This window comes from Thalassospira profundimaris (genome assembly GCF_003326795.1).
GTDB lineage: Bacteria > Pseudomonadota > Alphaproteobacteria > Rhodospirillales > Thalassospiraceae > Thalassospira > Thalassospira profundimaris_C.
The window spans coordinates 199,577-218,811 of sequence record NZ_JPWI01000003.1 but is presented as its reverse complement, the minus strand read 5'-3'; the positions used below and the strand labels follow the sequence as shown (position 1 = coordinate 218,811).

Annotated in this window: 18 protein-coding genes; 7 read left to right on the top strand and 11 right to left on the bottom strand. The window is 52.8% G+C overall.

Features of this window, described 5'->3' with window-relative positions:
* Nucleotides 1–117: 117 nt before the first annotated feature.
* From TH30_RS07130 to lexA, 5 genes are all read left to right on the top strand, one after another.
* On the top strand, nt 118–690 hold the full coding sequence (locus tag TH30_RS07130; RefSeq protein ID WP_114097389.1) for an anthranilate synthase component II: 573 nt from the start codon (nt 118–120) through the stop codon (nt 688–690).
* 34 nt (nt 691–724) lie between these two features.
* Nucleotides 725–1,759 carry an anthranilate phosphoribosyltransferase gene (gene trpD / locus TH30_RS07125; protein ID WP_114097388.1) on the top strand — a complete coding sequence of 345 codons (1,035 nt, stop codon included), beginning with the start codon at nt 725–727 and terminating at the stop codon, nt 1,757–1,759.
* A complete protein-coding gene (trpC, locus tag TH30_RS07120) occupies nt 1,756–2,553 on the top strand; it encodes an indole-3-glycerol phosphate synthase TrpC (RefSeq protein WP_114097387.1) in 798 nt (265 codons plus the stop codon). The genes trpD and trpC overlap by 4 nt, the downstream gene beginning before the upstream one ends.
* An 18-nt stretch (nt 2,554–2,571) precedes the next feature.
* Nucleotides 2,572–3,051: a cyclic pyranopterin monophosphate synthase MoaC gene (gene moaC, locus TH30_RS07115; protein ID WP_114097386.1), complete on the top strand. Its 480-nt coding sequence runs from the start codon at nt 2,572–2,574 to the stop codon at nt 3,049–3,051.
* 155 nt (nt 3,052–3,206) lie between these two features.
* Nucleotides 3,207–3,914 carry a transcriptional repressor LexA gene (gene lexA, locus TH30_RS07110; protein ID WP_114097385.1) on the top strand — a complete coding sequence of 236 codons (708 nt, stop codon included), beginning with the start codon at nt 3,207–3,209 and terminating at the stop codon, nt 3,912–3,914.
* An 83-nt stretch (nt 3,915–3,997) separates the two neighbouring features.
* On the opposite strand, the gene TH30_RS07105 is transcribed toward lexA, so the two are convergent.
* Nucleotides 3,998–5,968: a ComEC/Rec2 family competence protein gene (locus TH30_RS07105; protein ID WP_404969460.1), complete on the bottom strand. Its 1,971-nt coding sequence runs from the start codon at nt 5,966–5,968 to the stop codon at nt 3,998–4,000.
* A gap of 321 nt (nt 5,969–6,289) precedes the next feature.
* On the opposite strand from TH30_RS07105, the gene gltX reads away from it, so the two are divergent.
* Entirely contained in the window at nt 6,290–7,696 is a 1,407-nt protein-coding gene (gene gltX, locus TH30_RS07100; RefSeq protein ID WP_114097383.1) for a glutamate--tRNA ligase, read from the top strand.
* Nucleotides 7,697–7,807: 111 nt separating this feature from the next.
* Entirely contained in the window at nt 7,808–9,115 is a 1,308-nt protein-coding gene (locus TH30_RS07095) for a citrate synthase (RefSeq protein ID WP_114097382.1), read from the top strand.
* A gap of 107 nt (nt 9,116–9,222) precedes the next feature.
* Here TH30_RS07095 and TH30_RS07090 read toward each other — a convergent pair whose 3' ends face one another.
* From TH30_RS07090 to TH30_RS07045, 10 genes are all read right to left on the bottom strand, one after another.
* A complete protein-coding gene (locus tag TH30_RS07090; protein ID WP_114097381.1) occupies nt 9,223–9,663 on the bottom strand; it encodes a VOC family protein in 441 nt (146 codons plus the stop codon).
* A gap of 75 nt (nt 9,664–9,738) precedes the next feature.
* Entirely contained in the window at nt 9,739–10,905 is a 1,167-nt protein-coding gene (lpxB, locus tag TH30_RS07085) for a lipid-A-disaccharide synthase (RefSeq protein ID WP_114097380.1), read from the bottom strand.
* The gene (locus TH30_RS07080; RefSeq protein ID WP_114097379.1) at nt 10,895–11,758 is read right to left on the bottom strand and encodes an LpxI family protein; all 864 of its coding nucleotides are present in this window, start codon (nt 11,756–11,758) and stop codon (nt 10,895–10,897) included. Before TH30_RS07080 ends, lpxB begins: the two co-directional genes overlap by 11 nt.
* Entirely contained in the window at nt 11,739–12,542 is an 804-nt protein-coding gene (lpxA, locus tag TH30_RS07075; RefSeq protein ID WP_114097378.1) for an acyl-ACP--UDP-N-acetylglucosamine O-acyltransferase, read from the bottom strand. The genes TH30_RS07080 and lpxA overlap by 20 nt, the downstream gene beginning before the upstream one ends.
* A gap of 2 nt (nt 12,543–12,544) precedes the next feature.
* Nucleotides 12,545–12,994, bottom strand: coding sequence for a 3-hydroxyacyl-ACP dehydratase FabZ (gene fabZ, locus TH30_RS07070; protein WP_114097377.1), 450 nt, complete (start codon nt 12,992–12,994; stop codon nt 12,545–12,547).
* An 11-nt stretch (nt 12,995–13,005) separates the two neighbouring features.
* Entirely contained in the window at nt 13,006–14,025 is a 1,020-nt protein-coding gene (lpxD, locus tag TH30_RS07065; RefSeq protein ID WP_114097376.1) for a UDP-3-O-(3-hydroxymyristoyl)glucosamine N-acyltransferase, read from the bottom strand.
* Nucleotides 14,025–14,606: an OmpH/Skp family outer membrane protein gene (locus TH30_RS07060; RefSeq protein WP_114097375.1), complete on the bottom strand. Its 582-nt coding sequence runs from the start codon at nt 14,604–14,606 to the stop codon at nt 14,025–14,027. The genes lpxD and TH30_RS07060 overlap by 1 nt, the downstream gene beginning before the upstream one ends.
* Nucleotides 14,606–16,906, bottom strand: a complete 2,301-nt coding sequence (gene bamA / locus TH30_RS07055; protein ID WP_258548645.1) for an outer membrane protein assembly factor BamA — start codon at nt 16,904–16,906, stop codon at nt 14,606–14,608. The genes TH30_RS07060 and bamA overlap by 1 nt, the downstream gene beginning before the upstream one ends.
* Nucleotides 16,907–16,932: 26 nt before the next feature.
* A complete protein-coding gene (rseP, locus tag TH30_RS07050) occupies nt 16,933–18,036 on the bottom strand; it encodes an RIP metalloprotease RseP (RefSeq protein ID WP_114097373.1) in 1,104 nt (367 codons plus the stop codon).
* A gap of 38 nt (nt 18,037–18,074) precedes the next feature.
* On the bottom strand, nt 18,075–19,235 hold the full coding sequence (locus TH30_RS07045) for a 1-deoxy-D-xylulose-5-phosphate reductoisomerase (RefSeq protein ID WP_114097372.1): 1,161 nt from the start codon (nt 19,233–19,235) through the stop codon (nt 18,075–18,077).

Sequence of the window (19,235 nt, the reverse complement as noted above, 5' to 3'; positions counted from 1 at the left end):
ACCTGCGCATCACCGGACAACCTGCCATAGGAGAAAACCCTTACTCTGCTTCCGCTTGACGTAGCGGCAAGGGCGTTTATTCTCTGCCGACCTTAATGTGCACAGGCGCTTCTTCCGATGTATCTACTCATCGATAATTACGACAGCTTCACATTCAATTTGTGGCATTATTTGCGCGAACTCGGCCCCGAGGTTGAAGTACGCCGCAACGATGAGATCACCGTCGATGCGGCCCTTGCCATGAAGCCCGAGGGCATCGTGATTTCGCCCGGTCCTTGTGACCCGGAACGTGCAGGTATCTGTCTTGATCTGATCAAGGCTGCGGCTGGCAAGGTCAAGCTTCTTGGCGTGTGCCTTGGCCATCAATCAATTGGTCAGGCATTTGGCGGCAAGGTTGTCCGTGCGCCCCATTGCATGCATGGCAAGACCGATGCGATGAAACATTCCGGTACCAGTGTCTTTGCCGGTCTTCCAAGCCCGTTTGAGGCAACGCGCTATCATTCTTTGGTGATCGAACGCGAAACTTTGCCCAACAGTCTTGAAATCACCGCCGAAAGCGAAGATGGTCTGATCATGGGTGTCCGTCATAAAACCCATCAGATTCATGGCGTTCAGTTCCATCCCGAAAGCATTGCATCGGAACATGGGCACGCATTGTTAAAGAATTTTATCGACTATACCGGCGCCTGACAAACGCACCGGACCGCAAACCGAGGAAACCCGAATGTCGACTGATAATGATCTGAAGCCAATTCTGGCCAAAGTCGCAGATGGTGAAAAACTGACCGAAAGCATGGCCGAACAGGCTTTCAATGTGCTGATGTCGGGTCAGGCAACCCCGTCCCAGATGGGGGCTTTCCTGATGGGTTTGCGTATTCGCGGTGAAACGGTTGACGAAATCACCGGCGCAGCACGCGTCATGCGTGAAAAGGCAACCGGCATCGTTGCGCCTGACAATGCAGTTGATACCTGCGGGACGGGTGGAGATGGCAGTGGCACCTTCAATATTTCGACTGGTGCCGCCATTGTTGCGGCGGCGGCTGGTGCTGTTGTTGCCAAGCATGGCAACCGTGCTGCTTCGTCGAAATCGGGTTCTGCCGATGTCCTGATGGCGCTTGGCGTTAATCTTGATGCGGATATGAAGCTTCTGGAAAAGGCGCTTCGCGAGATCGGCCTGTGCTTTATGATGGCAACCCGCCATCATTCGGCCATGCGTCATGTGATGCCGACCCGTGTTGAAATGGGGACCCGCACGATCTTTAACCTGCTTGGCCCGCTTGCCAACCCGGCAAAGACCAAACGCCAGGTCCTTGGCGTTTTTGCCAAGGACTGGGTGGAACCGGTTGCCCATGTGCTGAACCGTCTGGGATCGGTACATGCTTGGGTCGTTCACGGCCATAGCGGACTTGATGAAATCTCGACCACCGGTCCGACCTTTGTTGCCGAAGTCAAAAACGGCAATGTCACGACCTTTGAAATTTCACCGGGTGATTTCGGCTTTGAAACGGCTACTCTTGAGGATCTCAAGGGGGGGGATGCCGATGTGAATGCCAAGGCTATTACTGATCTTTTGGCGGCAAAAAAAGGCGCTTATCGCGACATCGTTCTGATGAATGCCGGTGCGGCCCTTGTGGTTACCGGGATTGCGAGCGATCTTGCCGAGGGTATTAAAAAGGCGTCCGATGCGATTGACAGTGGCAAGGCTGCAGAGACGCTGCAGGGCCTTGTTACCATTACCAACGAAGGAAACGCAGCGTGAGTGACGTTCTTCAAAAAATCTGTGACGACAAACGTGACCATGTCGCAGCCTGCAAGGCGCGCAAAACCCTTGGTACGCTTGAAGCAGAAGCAAAGGCACAGTCAGCACCGCGCGGCTTTATCAATGCCCTTGAAACCAGTGTTGCGAACGGTCGTTACGGCCTGATCGCCGAAATCAAGAAAGCATCACCGTCCCAAGGCCTGATCCGCCCGGATTTCAATCCGCCGGAACTCGCAAAAGCCTATCAGGCTGGCGGGGCAAGCTGTCTTTCTGTTCTGACTGACGTCCCCTATTTCCAGGGCGATGACAGCTATCTGGTGGCGGCACGTGCGGCTGTTGACCTTCCGGCATTGCGCAAGGATTTCATGGTTGATCCCTATCAGATCACCGAAGCACGTGCACTTGGTGCTGATTGTATCCTTTTGATCATGGCGGCCCTTGACGATGGCTTGGCGGCTGAACTTGAAGATGCCGCGCACAGCCTTGGCATGGATGTTCTGATCGAAGTTCACAATGCACCAGAACTTGAACGCGCGCTGAAACTGAAATCACGACTGGTCGGGATTAATAACCGCAACCTCAAGACCATGGAAATTTCGCTGAGCACGACCGAAGAACTGGCTGGCATGGTTGATAACGACCGTTTGCTGGTGGCTGAAAGCGGCTTGTTTACTCCGGAAGACCTTGCACGCATGTCCAGGGTCGGCGCGCAATGCTTCCTGATTGGTGAAAGCCTGATGCGTCAGGATGATGTGACCGCAGCAACCCGTAATCTTCTTGGCCTTGCGGCCTGATTGGCGACAGACAGAATAATGGCAGACAAGCTTTCGCATATTGATGCAGGTGGTAACGCCGTCATGGTCGATATCTCGGCCAAGGCCGATACCACCCGAATTGCCATTGCCAAGGCACGTGTACTGATGTCTGCGCAAACAGCACAGCTGATTGCGGATCGCGGCCATAAAAAGGGCGATGTTCTTGGCATTGCCCAGCTTGCCGGGATCATGGGGGCGAAAAAGACTCCTGATCTGATCCCGCTGTGCCATCCTCTTCCCCTGACTTCGGTTACGGTTGATCTTGAACTGGCCGATGATGTTGACGGGGTCGATATTACGGCAACCTGCAAGACCACCGGCAAGACCGGGGTCGAGATGGAGGCGCTTACAGCTGCCTCTGTTGCGGCCCTGACCGTCTTTGATATGTGCAAGGCGGTCGATAAGGCGATGCAGATCACAGATATTCGTGTCACCCGCAAGGAAGGCGGAAAGTCCGGCACCTATATCGCCGACTGATCGTGCTCCCCCGGTTTTCTTCTGTTTCAGGACATTGTTTCGCGTTTCTGACATTTGCCCTGTGCTTTTTATGCGCAGGTGCTTGACCGCGCAAAAGAACTAAAGTAGAACATCTGTGTATCCTTTTTGTTCTTGCTACAGGTTCGGGAAATATCATGCTGACGCGCAAGCAATATGAGTTGCTGGTCTATATTGACAATTACCTTCGCGATCACGGTATCTCGCCCTCTTTCGATGAAATGAAAGAGGCCCTGAACCTTAAATCCAAATCAGGCATTCATCGGCTGATTACCGGGCTTGAGGAACGCGGCTTTATCCGTCGCCTCGCCCATCGTGCCCGTGCACTGGAAGTCATCCGGCTTCCGGAAAACAGTGACGACGAGGCACCTGAAACGCCAAACAATGTCACATCCATTGCCAGTGCGCGAAAGGCATCGCACCGTCCGGCAACCGTCCCAACCGCGTTTTCCGAGGCCGGAGAAGCCATTTCACTACCGCTTTATGGTCGGATTGCCGCAGGTACCCCGATCGAGGCGCTGCGCGATCAAAGCACCATGGTGCAGGTCCCGGCAGCCCTTCTGGGTTCTGGTGATCACTATGCGCTTGAGGTATCGGGTGATTCCATGATCGAAGCCGGTATTCTTGATGGCGATACGGTGCTGATCCAGCGTTGTGAACAGGCCCATGATGGCACGATTGTCGTCGCCCTTGTCGATGACAGCGAAGCCACGCTCAAGCGTCTTAAACGTGGCCGCGGCGAGGTTCTGCTTGAACCGGCCAATGCGCGCTATGAAACCCGTGCTCTGTCACCGGACCGCGTGCGCATTCAGGGACGTCTGGTTGGCTTGCTGCGCCAATACTGATCATCGCCCATTCCCATACAGCTTTTGAAAACCGCCTGGTGTGCGATGCATCCGGGCGTTTTTTTAGACTTCAAAAAACTGTTTCATCGCGCTGCACGTCCCGCCTTTTGCGCGACGATGACCCAAGGCCAGTGTCCGGATGTTGCGCGCACTGTTTGCAGTGATATTTCATCGCTATCTTTGCTGCCTGCGCTTAACGCCACGCCACCTTGCCACCACAAGACATCGTCATCAATCATGTGCTGCGCCCCGGCATCCTGACAGCTTTGCCTTGGCAGATCTGTTGTCAGACTGATGACAATCTCGGCATTCCGACAGGCATAAAACGGGTTGAGAAGCTTGCTTGCAATGATGATGTTTGTCTTGGCACTGTCCGCGCCAATCCCGACCAGACACGGGTCCGTCTCACAGGTTTTGACGTAGCGGTCTTCATCCTCACGTCGCATGCCGAAGCGGCTCATCCAGACCGATTTTTGAAACTCACCAAGCCCGTCGGGAATATAAAGGACACCGTCATCCGGATCGAAGACAGCCCAGTTTTCACGATCACCTGACACCAGAATATTCGGGCTTTGATGTTGCCATTGTGCAAACACGGCAATCAGCAAAAGCGGGACACCCAGAATAATGGCGGCCCTGTCACGCCAGATCATCGCCCAGGAAAGTGCCAGCAACACACAGGAAACTGCGATAAAGCTCAGCCCCGAAACGTACCAAAGCCCCCATTCCTGATCGGCGACGAAGGAGGCCGTCCTGATCAGGACGGCAAGCCCGGGTTTCATCAAGGCAAGTGTGACACCGCCCAGCCCGACCGGGATCAATATCAGTGTCGCAACGATCAACGGCATCACCCAGAATGCCATCACCGGGATGGCAATCAGGTTAGCAACAATCCCCAGCATCGAAATGCGTCCGAAATGGAACCCGATTATCGGTGCCGTTACGGCTGTAACAATGATGCCGGTGACCAGCAATCCAGCAATATAGATCACGATACGCACATACCAGGGGCTCATACCCTGACGATCAAGCCATCGACGACCGGGCCCGTTATAGAATGCCACCAACGCACCAACAGCAGCAAAGGACAGCTGAAAGCTGGCTCCCAGAACGGCATCGGGACGCAAGATCAAAACGACAATAGCCGCAACACCGACCAAGCGTAACGAAATGGCGCGGCGATCAAGCAACAAGGCGATCCAGACAACCAGCAACATGATAAAGGCGCGTTGCGTGGGCACTGTTGCCCCGGACAATCCAAGATAAATCAGCCCTGACAACGCAGCAGCTACCGCCGCCCATTTTTTTATCGGATAGCGCAATGCGATGCGCGGAATAGCAGCCAGGCAAAACCGGAACAGAAAAAACACCGTTCCACACAACAATCCCATATGCAGTCCGGAAATCGCCAAAAGATGGGCAAGCCCCGACTTCCGTAAGTCTTCGGTTATATCGGGGGTGACTTCACCCCGTTCACCAATGATAAGTGCCTTGGCTATTCCGGCTTCGGGAGCACTCAGATAGTGGCTGATCGTTTGAGAAACAGACTGACGTGCCTCCTCAATAAAGTTCCATAATTCATTGTTTTTATAACCTTTATTCTCAGCCAAGACCTGAAACTGTCGTCCGAATGCAAAACCGGTTGCGCCGATCCCGCTAAAGTAAAGGTTGCGCGCGAAATCAGGATCACCGGGAACCGCTGGCGGGCGAAGCGGAAATAACCTTGCCTTGACCTGCACCTGGTCGCCGATAGAAAATTTGCTGTCACCCAGAAAACTTAATCTGACTTTCCAGTCGAATTCCCCATCTGCCAGTCCGGTTATGGCAGATGGTTCAAGTGTGACCCGAAGTCGATTTTCGCGCGGTTCAATATTGATAACAGTCCCGGTGATTTCGGTCGCATAAAGCGTCTTGGTCAGAATATTTTGCGGACCAATATCCGTGTGAATGGCACTTGTGAGGAACCCCGCCATCAAGCTTGTTTGCAACTGCAGGGTGAAAGCAACAATCGCGATCCGCCGGGTCATCCAGAATGCGCAGCCAGAAAGAATCACTCCGACGCCAATCTCTGATGCTGCAATGCGCGCAGGAAGCAAGAAATATAGCCCACATCCCAACCCAAAGAAGAGGACCGATGACAGAAACCATTTATTTCTTTGGCTTGTAACAACAAATATGACTTGCGAGAAATTTCCCGCAAGCCTTTGTTTTTTCATACTTCTTATAAAAGTATTACGACGAATGTCCAATAGCCCGCCCTGAGCATTGTTTCTATCTAACATCGGCTGTGGTGCAACAGCGTGTCATTTGTGCTATAGCCTGCACGCCAAAAGTCCATACGACAAGCGACAACATCCAGATAACGGATAGATTGAATGACGGTTGTTACCCGTTTTGCCCCGTCCCCGACCGGGTTTTTACATATCGGCGGCGCACGCACCGCCCTGTATAACTGGCTTTATGCCAAACACACCGGCGGCAAATTCTTGCTGCGCATCGAAGACACTGACCGCGAACGTTCAACGCCCGAGGCCGTAGAGGCCATTTTTGACGGCCTGAACTGGCTTGGCCTGACCGCTGACGAAGAACCGACTTTCCAGTTTGCCCGTCGCGACCGCCATGCAGAAGTCGCCCAACAATTGCTTGATGCCGGCAAGGCATATCTTTGCTATTGCTCGCCCGAAGAACTGACCGCCATGCGGGAGAAAGCCCGTGCTGAAGGCCGCCCGATGAAATATGACGGCACCTGGCGTGATCGCGATCCGTCCGAGGCCCCTGCTGGCGTCAAGCCGGTGGTTCGTATCAAGGCGCCGCAGGAAGGCGATGTCGTTATCAATGATCAGGTTCAGGGCGAAGTTCGCGTCGCAAACGAACAGCTTGACGACTATGTCATCCTGCGCGGTGACGGAACCCCGACCTATATGCTTTCGGTTGTTGTTGATGACCATGATATGGGTGTGACCAACGTCATTCGTGGGGACGACCACCTGACCAATGCCTTCCGGCAGAAAGCGCTTTATGACGCAATGGGTTGGGACGTTCCTACCTTTGCTCATATCCCGCTGATCCATGGCCCGGATGGTGCAAAACTGTCCAAGCGTCACGGTGCACTGGGTGTTGACGCCTATCGCGACGAGATGGGCTTCCTTCCCGAAGCGCTGAACAACTATCTGCTGCGCCTTGGCTGGGGCCATGGTGACGACGAGGTCATCAGCCAGGAACAGGCAATCGAGTGGTTTGACGTCAAGGATGTTGGCAAGGGCGCGTCGCGTTTCGACTTCGCAAAGCTGACAAACCTGAACGGAATTTACTTGCGTCAGGCCGATGACAAACGGCTTGTAGACGAGATTTCCCAACGGGTTGCAGCCATTGCTGGTATTGATGCAATTGATGCAGCGCAAAAAGAAATCTTGATCAATGGCATGGCAGGCCTTAAAGAAAGGGCCAAGACACTTATTGAGCTCGCCGAATCTTCGGCCTTCTACGTTACAGATGGCATTACGTCCGTTAACGAGAAAGCCCAGTCCCTGATTGATAGCGCACCTGAAGGTTTGTTCGCAGAACTGGCCAACAGCCTTGAAGCGCTTGAAAGCTGGACCGAAGAGAACGTTGACGCAAGTGTTCGTGCAACTGCCGAAAAACTTGATCTTAAACTCGGAAAAGTTGCACAGCCCTTGCGGGCGGTGCTTACCGGCTCCAATTCTTCTCCAGGCATCTTCGAAGTAATGATCGTGCTTGGCAAAGAGCAAACGCTGAAACGCATTCGACATTTCGATGTATAACAACAGCGAATTATAAAAAACTAATAGTCTATTTGCGCTTAATGCGCCGCAGCATTATGCTGCACCCAACTTGAAACCGTGTTCGTTCAAACAGGGAAGGAAAAATAAGTCATGGCTCAGAATTCCAAGACTTCCCACACCGTAACACTGACCGACAATGCCACTGGCAAGTCGATCGAGATGCCGGTGATTGAGGGTAGCGTAGGCCCGTCTGTTATCGACATTCGGAAGCTGTATGCTGAAACTGGATTTTTTACGTATGATCCGGGCTTCACTTCGACCGGCTCCTGCCAGTCCGAGCTGACCTACATTGATGGCGACGTTGGTATCCTTCGTCACCGTGGTTATGCAATTGATGACCTTGCAGAAAACTCCGACTTCCTCGAAGTTTGCCACTTGCTGCTTTACGGTGAGCTGCCGAATGCCACCCAGAAAGCGCAGTTCGAAAATGACATCACCATGCACACCATGGTGCATGAGCAGATGCGCAATTTCTATAACGGCTTCCGCCGTGATGCGCATCCGATGGCCATCATGTGTGGCGTTGTTGGCGCAATGTCTGCATTCTATCACGACAGCACCGACATCAATGACCCGCAGCAACGCCTGATCTCGGCTTATCGCCTGATCGCGAAAATGCCGACCATTGCTGCGATGGCATACAAATATTCGATCGGTCAGCCGTTCCGCTATCCGAACAACAAGCTGGGCTTTGCTGAAAACTTCCTTCAGATGATGTTTGGCAACCCGTGCGAAGAATACGAAGTTAACCCGGTTCTGGCCAAAGCAATGGATCGTATTCTGATCCTTCATGCTGACCACGAACAGAATGCTTCGACCTCGACTGTACGCCTTGCCGGTTCGTCTGGTGCAAACCCGTTTGCATGTATCGCTGCTGGTATCGCGTCCCTTTGGGGGCCAGCACATGGTGGTGCGAACGAAGCCGTTCTGGTTATGCTCAACGAAATCGGCGATGTGAAAAACATCCCGGAATTCGTTGCAAAAGCAAAAGACAAGAACGATCCGTTCCGTCTGATGGGCTTTGGTCACCGCGTTTACAAAAACTACGATCCGCGCGCCAAAGTTATGCAGGAAACCTGCCACGAAGTTCTCAAGGAACTCAACATCAAGGATCCGCTTCTTGATGTTGCCCAGGAACTCGAACGTATCGCACGTGAAGACGAGTACTTCATCGAGAAGAAACTCTATCCGAACGTCGACTTCTATTCGGGCATCATCTTCAAGGCGATGGGCATTCCGGTCAGCATGTTCACCGTGCTGTTCGCGGTTGCACGTACCGTCGGCTGGATCGCCCAGTGGAAAGAAATGATCGAAGATCCGTCGCAGAAAATCGGCCGCCCGCGTCAGCTGTTCACCGGTGTCGCAGAACGTCCGTTCGTTCCGGTCGACAAACGCTAAGTCGTCCCGACAGCGATCTTTGCCAGATCAAAGCAAAAAGGCCCGGAGAAATCCGGGCCTTTTCGTGTTTCTCAACCAGTGTTACCGGTAAAACGAACTCTCAAAACTTACCAGCTTCCGGTGTTTTCCATGCTTACCCATGGCTCTGCCGGTGCAAGGCTCTCACCTTTCTGAAGGAACTCGATCGAAATTCCGTCTGGCGAACGTACAAATGCCATATGACCATCACGCGGGGGACGATTGATCGTTACCCCGGCATCCATCAGTTTCTGGCAAGTTGCATAGATGTCATCAACTTCATAGGCCAAATGACCAAAATTGCGACCGCCCGAATAGCTCTCGGGGTCCCAGTTATAGGTCAGTTCGAGTTCAGGAGCCTTGTTTGCCTTGGCATTCTCTACATCAGCTGACGGGGCCAGATAAATCAGGGTGAAACGCCCCTTTTCGCTTTCGATGCGGCGAGTCTCGCTCATGCCCAGAAGATCGCAATAGAATTTCAGCGACTCATCGACATTCTCGACGCGCACCATCGTGTGCAAATAACGCATAACAACGTCTCCGTTATGGATTGATCAATGACCTGAAACTAAATGCATTCCACGCCTGATACCAGTCGTTAGCCGTTATTTTTTCGCGATAATGTCGAGAATCTGCTCGGCAGCTTTTTCGCTGGGTGCCCGATCCCCGAAGCCAAGCATCCTGCATGCTTCATCAAAGCCTGATTTTTGCTGTTCCCGGGTAGGGTTATCCCCCAAAAGGGCATCAAGCACCGGGATGATGTTCTTCGCCTTGCAATTTTCCTGCAGGAATTCGGGGATCAGTTTACGTCCCAGAACAAGATTAACGATTGTCACCGTATCAATCTTGATCAGGCGTTTGGCAATCCAGCCGGTTATGGCATTAACCTGATAGGCAATCACATGCGGAACACCGGAGATTGCCAGTTCCAGCGACACCGTACCTGATGCGGCCAAGGCGCAATCGGCTGCAGCAAACGCGTCATGACGTTCCTGATCCGTGGCCACAACGATCGGTGCCAAGGGCCAGCTTTTCATTTCTTCGGTCACGGTATCAGCAACCTTGCTGACCGTGGGAACCACAATGCGGGCATCAGGGTATTTCCGGGCGATTGCCTCGATCACCTGGCGAAAGACCGGCAGCAGTCTCTTTACTTCGGAGTTACGACTTCCGGGCAGCACTGCCAGCAGGCGTTTATTCGCGTCCAGACCGTGATTGGCCCGAAAACGATCCCCGTTACCATCATGGCGCTCTTCAACAGCTGAGTGGCCGATAAAGGTCGTTGGCAGGCCTTCTTTTTCAAAGTAGGGCGGCTCAAACGGCAAAAGTGCCAAAAGATGGTCGAGAAACCCTGCAATTTTCTTTGCCCGCCCTTCACGCCAGGCCCAAACAGACGGGGCAACATAGTGAATAAGCGGAATGCCTTTGCCCTTGAGCTTTTTCCCGACCCGGAAACTGAAATCCGGGGCATCAATCGTCACAACAGCGTCAGGTTTCTCGCTTTTGGCGAAGTCTGCCGTTTGCGCGATACGTTTCAGCAGGTGCGGAATATGCGGGATAACCTCTGTCAGGCCCATCACCGACATTTCATTCATCGGGAACAGGCTTTGAAGCCCCTCGCCCTCCATCCTTGGACCGCCAACACCGATAAAACGTGCACCGGGTTCCTGACGCTTGATCGCAGCCATAAGACGACCGCCAAGCTGATCACCGGAGGCTTCGCCAGCCACAAGCATGATTTTCGGGCCACCTGACGTATTTTCAGACGCCATGGTTTGTTTCTCCGTCCTCATCGCCGAGGCCAAGCACAAATATGCCAAGCGCGTCTGCACGGGCAATAACCGCAGCACGATCAATAATCATTGTACCACCGGCAAGGAGTGCAATGCCACGCAGGCCGGCCAGATGCGCTTCTTCGATGGTTGTCAGGCCGATAGCCGGAAGATCAAGGCGTTTGTCCTGCTGTGGTTTTGAGGCTTTCACCAGAACCCCTCCAACGCCTTCACGCCGATATTTTGCGGAACGCCGAACCATCTCGTCAGTGCCTTCAATGGCTTCAAGCGCAAGCACAAGGCCCTGTTGAACCACACATCCCTGTCCAACATCGGCCTGACCAAGAATGCGCGCCACAGAAAGACCACGCCTTGCGTCGCTGATGGCCTGATCATCAGGTGCAATTGCCCCCAGAACGCCCTCGGACACGGCAAGATCCGTCAGGATGTCATGCGCACCGACCAGACGAAAGCCTTCACGTTCAAGCTCTTCTCCAACGAGCCGAAGCAACCCGTCATCGCCAAGTGCCTTCATGCCAACCTTCATAAAAAGCTTGGCAGCACGCCAATCGGGACGGATTGCCGAGAAACTCGGGCGTGCGACCTTTCCGGCCAGCACGACATCACGGCACTCATTTGCACGCATGGCATCAAGGATTTTGGCCGCAGCACCAAGCCTTGTCGACACGTTGGGATACTCGTCAAGCGCGGGGTCATCGGCATGACCATCAAGCTTAATAACGAAAACAGCCCGCCCGGCTGTCTGCGCTGCAGAAGCCAAGCGGGCTGGAAGCGCACCGCCCCCAGCAATAATCCCCAGCTTTGGTTGCGGATTATCCTGCGGAGCTGTCATATTTCGGTGTGCACACGGAACGCATGCTTTCCGCTTTGAGGAAGTTGATAATTTCCATGACCGGACCGACACCTTCGAAGTCCTTTGCGACCTCTTCAACGCGTTCAGCCAACGTACCTTCCTGAGCAAACAGCAAACGATATGCCTTGCGCAGGGAATGAATGGTTTCGCGGTCAAAACCACGACGTTTCAGGCCGACAATATTCAAGCCCGAAAGGTATGCGCGGTTCCCGATCACCGAACCATAGGGAATGACGTCGCTTTCGACACCGGTCATGCCACCGATCATCGCATGTCTTCCGATGCGAACGAACTGATGTACCGCCGAAAGACCGCCAACAATTGCAAAATCTTCAACAACCACATGACCGGCCAAGGTACCGTTATTGACCAGAATGCAATGGTTGCCGACATGGCAGTCATGGCCAACATGGGCACCCGTCATCAACAGGCAATCGTCACCGATCGTTGTTTCCATCCCGCCACCTTCGGTACCAGGATTAAGGGTGGCCCCCTCACGGATTTTTGTCCGCTTTCCAACGATCAAACGGCTTTGCTCACCCTTGAACTTCAGATCCTGGGGCGCATGCCCGACAGAAGCAAACGGGTAAACTTCGCATTCTTCGCCAAGGGTCGTGTGACCTGCGACAGCAACATGGCTATGCAGCTTGACACGATCGCCCAAGACAACGTTCGGACCAATAACACTGTAAGGTCCGATTTCGACATCCTGACCTATCTGCGCGCCATCTTCGACAACGGCGGTTGGATGTACTTTTGACATTATCAGTTATCCCGGATCATCGCGGCAATGGTTGCCTCGGCAACGACCTGCCCGTCCACCTTGACCTGGCTTTCAAATTTCCAGACCGGACCACGGCTTTGTTTCTTCGTCACATGGATATGCATCACATCACCGGGCGTTACCGGTTTGCGGAAACGTGCGTTATCGATGCTCATGAAATAGACCAGTTTCCCCTCTGCGTCCTCGCCAAGGGTCTGAACAACCAGAATAGCCGCGGTCTGGGCCATGCTTTCAATGATCAGAACGCCCGGCATAATCGGCTGCTGCGGAAAATGACCGGTAAATTGCGGTTCATTCATCGTGACGTTTTTGATGCCGGTTGCGGATTCATCAACCGCAATATCGATAACTTTATCAATCAACAAAAACGGATAACGATGCGGGATCATTTCCAGAATGCGCTGAATATCAACACTTACCAGTTCGGTCATGTGTGTAGCCCTTATTTCTTTTTTCGTACCAGACGGGACAAGGCCACTGTCTGTTTATGATATTCCATGACCGGAACGGCAGGACTTCCGCCCACTGTTTCCCCCGGTCCGATATTTCTCATGACACCTGATTGCGCGGCAACTTTGACACCATCGCCAATTTCAAGATGCCCGGCCACGCCGACCTGCCCCGCCAGCACAACGAAATTCCCAAGCTTTGTCGAGCCGGAAATACCTACTTGCGAGACGACAACGCAGCCCATGCCGAGCTCGACGTTATGGCCGATTTGTACCAGATTGTCGATACGGCACCCATTACCGATGACGGTATCAGGCCCTGCACCACGGTCAATCGTGCTGTTGGCGCCAACTTCAACGTCATTACCGATAACGACACGCCCAAGCTGCGGCACCTTCACGTGACCTTGCGGCCCCATGGCAAAACCAAAACCGTCCTGCCCGATCCGGGCACCCGGATAAATCAGACAAAGATTTCCGATCAGACTGTGGCTAATCGATGCGTTGGCACCGACCTTACATCCAGCCCCGATGACGACCCCCTCACCAATCACAGCATTCGAGGCGATGATGGTTCCATCACCGATTTCGCAATTGGCACTGATCACTGCACCGGCATCGACCTGCACACCTTTGCCAAGCTTTGCCGTCGGATCAATGAAAGCACGGTCAGAAATCGAACCATTGCCTGTCTCGAACGGATAAAAAGCGGTCGCTGCCTTTGCATAAGCTCGATATGGATCATTGGTCGTGAACAGAACCATGCCTTCCGGGGCACGATCTGCAAATTCTGGCCGAATGAAACACGCCCCAGCCTTGCTGTTGACAAAGGCATCGATATATTTGCGGTTATCAAGGAAACTCAGAATTGAGTCGTCAGCATTTTGCAATGGTGACACATCGTCAAAGACACGCGCTTTGTCGGGTGCATTCAAAACTTCTGCGCCAGTCAGCTCCGCAATTTCAGCGACGCTGAAAGGTCCCTTGCGACGAAAGAAACGCGTATCAGCCATCAGGACCCTTCCTTGAACTCAACCTTGATCGTCGGAACTTTTTTGTTAATCCGGTCAAACACTTCCTTGCTGGCATTCATCGCATTGGCAAAGATGATCACCTGCGCCTGATGCAAAACCAGCGTTGCACGTCGTTCTTCGGCCAAACCTGCAATAACGTCATTCAGAGCTTTCTGAAAGGTTGCCTGACTCTCGGCAAGAGCCTGATCGAGAACGCGGCTGCGCCCTTGGGCAAATTTCTGGAATGCAGCTACCTTTTGCTGAAACTGCTTTTGCTTTTCCTGATAAACGTCTGCTGCGAGCAGGGTTCGTTGCTGGGCAAGCTGCTTTTCTTCTTCACGCAGCGCCTGCTGACGGGTCTCTATATCCTGCTGATAGGTTACCTGCCGTTCGCGGATTTGCTTTTTGACATCCTGCATAGCTGATGCCTCACGCATGATCCCCGCATAGTCGACAACCATGACAGATGCCATGGTTTCAGGATTAGGTGTTTCCTGCGCGGATACATAAGATGTCGTGAAAACACCACAAGCAAGAGCGGATGCGACAAGCAATTTCTGAAGCGACTTCATCATAATCATTAGAATCTGGTTCCGAAGTTAAGCCGGAACACTTCCTCTTTGTCGTGATCTTCTTTCAGGACGGCCTGTGACAAGTCGATGCCAATCGGACCGAATGGCGACTCCCAACCAACACCAACGCCAACAGACCCACGAACGGATCCGGTGTCATAGATTTCACCTGCGCGTGCACCGTCGACACCTTCGGATGAGCCAAAGTCACTAAAAATGCGCCCCTTCAGAGCAAACTCAGATGGCAACCCAAGCGGGAAGTCCATCTGAACAGATCCAGTGTAGTACATCTTGCCACCCAAGGCATCGTCTGTCGCAATATCACGCGGGCCAACGCCAGAAGATTCAAAACCACGCAGGTTCGAACCACCAACCATAAAGCGTTGCGAGATACGCGTATCATCGCCGATACCAAAGATATAACCGGTCCCGGCACGGGTCGAGAGAACCCATTCATGTTCGCGGTCCAACGGATAATAATATCCACCTTCCAAACGCGTCCGCAGATAAGTCTCATCGCCGCCCAATCCGGCAAAATCATTGGACAACCGCCCAAAGTAGCCCTCTGTTGGCGCAACAGAGCTATCGCGTTTATCGTAGGTCAGTGTGTGGCCGACAGATGATTCAATAAATTCAGAATCTTCGGCAAGCAGCAAGCGAGAAGCATCGTCCTCGTCGATATTAGAATAGCTGTTCTGCTCAAGCGTATATCGGAACGAATGCGACAGGTCTTCTGTGTACTTAAATCCTGCACGCAGTCGCCCACCAGTCTGCTCTTCATCATAAGAGCTTTCGTCCTGATTGTCCTCTTCCCGACGGTACACGTCAAACCCGGCTGCAATTTCGCGATCCAGGAAATATGGCTCCGTAAACGACAAATCGATCTGCTGATCTGATGACCCCAAAGTAAAGTTCAAGCGCAGATCCTGACCTTTACCCAAAAGGTTACGTTCACGAATACCCAGCTGACCGAACGCGCCATCATCCGTTCCGTATCCGGCACCAATCGAGAATTCGCCGGTCGATTTTTCTTCAACATCAACTTCAATAACAGTCTGGTCTGGCGCCTTGCCCGGCAAGGTTTTGACATCAACAGATTTAAAGAAGTTAAGGTTTTCAATACGCTGCTTGGAGCGTTTCATTTTGGAGCTACTGAAAGCATCCCCTTCGACCAGACGGAACTCGCGACGAATAACATCATCAAGCGTACGGACGTTACCAACCACATTGATACGTTCGACATATACTTTCGGCCCCTCTGCAATCGTAAATGTCAGGTCAATTGTACCTGTTTCACGGTTACGCTGAACGCTCGGACGAATATCAATGAAGGCATAGCCTTCGTCGCCGACTTTGGTCGTCAGGGCGTCAACCGCGTCATCAACCATGGTCGCGTTGTACCACTCACCCTTTTCGATCTCGATCAGAGGCAGCAAGGCATCAGCGTCAATCTTATCGATCTGGGAGACAACCTTGACATCACCAAACTGGTAACGTTGCCCCTCACTGACAGTGTAGGTAATGAAGAAGTCCGAACGATCCGGGGTCAGTTCCGCAACAGATGAAAGAACCTGGAAATCGGCATAGCCTGCGGAAAGGTAGAAACGGCGCAGCAGTTCGCGATCAAACGTCACACGATCAGGATCATAGTTGTCGTCCGAGGTCAGGATTTTCCACCAAGCACTTTCGGTGGTTCGGATGACTTCAGAAAGTTCGCCATCATCGAATGCCTTGTTACCGACGAAATTGATCTTGCGAACGCCTGTCGCCTCACCCTCGTCAACTTCAAAGACCAGATCGACGCGGTTCTGTTCGAGCTGAATGACTTTCGGCTCGACAGTGGCTGCAAAACGACCGCTACGACGATACAGTTCAAGAATACGCTGGACGTCCGACTGGACTTTGGTACGGGTGTAAACAACGCGCGGGCGAAGCTGGAGTTCTGCGCTCAGCACATCATCCTTGAGACGATTGTTCCCTTCAAAGGCGATTCGGTTGATGATCGGATTTTCAACGACATTAACCTTCAGAACCCCCTGATTGAACGAGAAGGATACATCGGCAAACAGACCGGTGGAAAACAGCGCCTTTAGCGACGTGTTGATTTGACGCGCATCATATGCGTCTCCGGGCGCAACCGTCAGATATGCGTTAACGGTCGCACTTTCAATTCGGTTGTTACCCTCGACCTGAATTTCGCGAATCAGGCCTGAATTCTGTTGGGCATATGCTGCCACCGGAATGATCACTGGCGCGGTTCCGCCAAGAAGGGCCGCAACTAACGCGGCCGCTTTTACCTTACGCAGCAAGTTAACCCCCCTGTTGCTGTCACACATTAGCCAGCAAGTCCTTTGAGGAAACTAAAGACACCCAATTGCGTCAAATCGTTCCACGTTGCGAAAATGATTAAGCTGAATACCAAACCCGCGCCGATACGGAAACCATATTCTTGTGCTTTTGCTCCCAATGGCTTACCGCGAATTGCCTCAATCGCATAAAACACAAGATGCCCGCCATCCAGAACCGGAACCGGCATCAGATTGATCAACCCCAAACTGATCGACAGATAGCCCATAAAGAACAGGAGAGGCCCCAAACCACCCTCTGCGACCTGCCCTGACATTTGCGCGATCCGGATCGGACCACCAAGTTCGGAACTGTCCCGGTCACCACTGACCATCTCGCCAAGAGCAGAAAAGGTCTGGGTTGTCAGAGAATAGGCTGTTTCAAAAGCACGCCCAACCGCCTCTATCACTCCGTCACGGCTGGTATCAAAAGCACCGGCAGTAATACCAAGACGACCAAATGTCTGCGTGACACCGTTTTCATCCGCTGTCACAGAGTCCGGAGTTACCGAGAGCTCGAGCGATTGTCCATCACGCAGTACCGTTATCGCAAGTGTTTGCGCCGGATGGTTGCGTACAATATCGGAAAGTTCCGAGAACCATTCGACCGTCGCACCGTTGATTGCAATGACCTGATCATCACTTAGCAAACCGGCACTTGCAGCAGGGCTGTTTTCAAGAACATCACCGACGACCGGCAAAGCACGTTGCTGGCCAACAGCTGCAAACAGGAAGGTAAAAACGATGATGGCAAACACAAAATTTGCAAGCGGGCCGGCAAACACAATAGCAGCGCGCGCACCGACACCTTTGTGATGGAAAGCGTATTTTTCTTCCTCTGCGTTCAGGTCGTCACGCTGACCGGCACTGGCCGGGTTCATGTCGCCAAACATTTTCACATAGCCGCCAAGCGGGATCAGGCTGACTTTCCAGCGTGTCCCCTTTTTGTCTTTCCAACCGAAAAGTTCGGGTCCGAACCCGATGGAAAATGCTTCGACCTTGACGCCATTCTTGATGGCAACCCAATAATGACCGTATTCGTGAACGAAGACGAGAACCGAAAGTACAAAAAGAAAGGCAAGCAAGGTTTCCATCAAGACGTTCCTTATCCGGTCAAACCGGAGAAATTAACTTAGACAGCGGCGATATGTGCTGCGGTCTGCCGACGCACAAGTGCATCTGTTTCAAATACCTGATTCAGACTGGTCAGGTCTTCGCGACCAATCTTTTCCATCACGGTCTCAACAATTTCTGCAATTTCAAGAAAACCGATCTTGTCTTGCAGGAAGGCCTCGACCGCAACTTCGTTTGCTCCGTTCAGGACAGTAGGCAGTGTACCACCTTCCTGCAAGGCCTGACGTGCCAGGCGAAGAGCCGGAAACCGATTGGTATCGGGTTTCTGGAAGTTCAAGCTTCCGATCATGGCAAAATCAAGACGCGGTACATCCACCTTGATCCGATCCGGCCATGCAAGAGCATAGGCAATCGGCGTGCGCATGTCCGGCGAGCCCAGTTGCGCCAGCACAGAACCGTCGCAATATTCAACCATACTATGAACAACTGACTGAGGATGAACAACAATTTCAATTCGCTCCTCAGCAACCGGAAACAGGTGCCAGGCTTCGATCAGCTCCAGCCCCTTGTTCATCATGGTCGCAGAGTCGATGGAAATTTTTGCCCCCATCTCCCAGTTCGGATGCGCCAGCGCCTGCTTGCGTGTGACAGATTTCATGTCAACCAAGGACCGCTCGCGGAAAGGTCCACCGGAAGCAGTCAGCAAAATGCGGTCGACTTGTTTGTCGGCTTTGTCTTCAAGAACCTGGAAAATTGCGCTGTGTTCGGAATCGACCGGGATCAGTGTCGCATTGTGTTTTGCCACCTCAGCCGTCATCAGAGCGCCGGCACAGACCAAGGTTTCCTTGTTGGCCAATCCAACCCGTGCGCCCCGCCGAATGGCTGCCAATGTCGGCTTTAGCCCCGCTGCACCAACGATTGCAGCAATAACGATATCTGATGGACGCTCGGCAGCCTCGATCAGTGCGGTTTCGCCAGCACCTACCTCGATATCGGTACCTGCCAGCGCTTCACGCAGTTCATGAAAAAGATCGGGATCGCCAATGACAGCACATCTGGCATTCAAATCTTTGGCGATAGAAGCCAGCGATTGAACATTGCGATGCGCGGTTACGGCATCGACGCTGTATTTGTCCGAATGGTTCCTGAGAATATCAACAGTACTGGTCCCGATAGATCCGGTAACACCAAAAACGCTGACGGATTTCTTCAAAGTCAT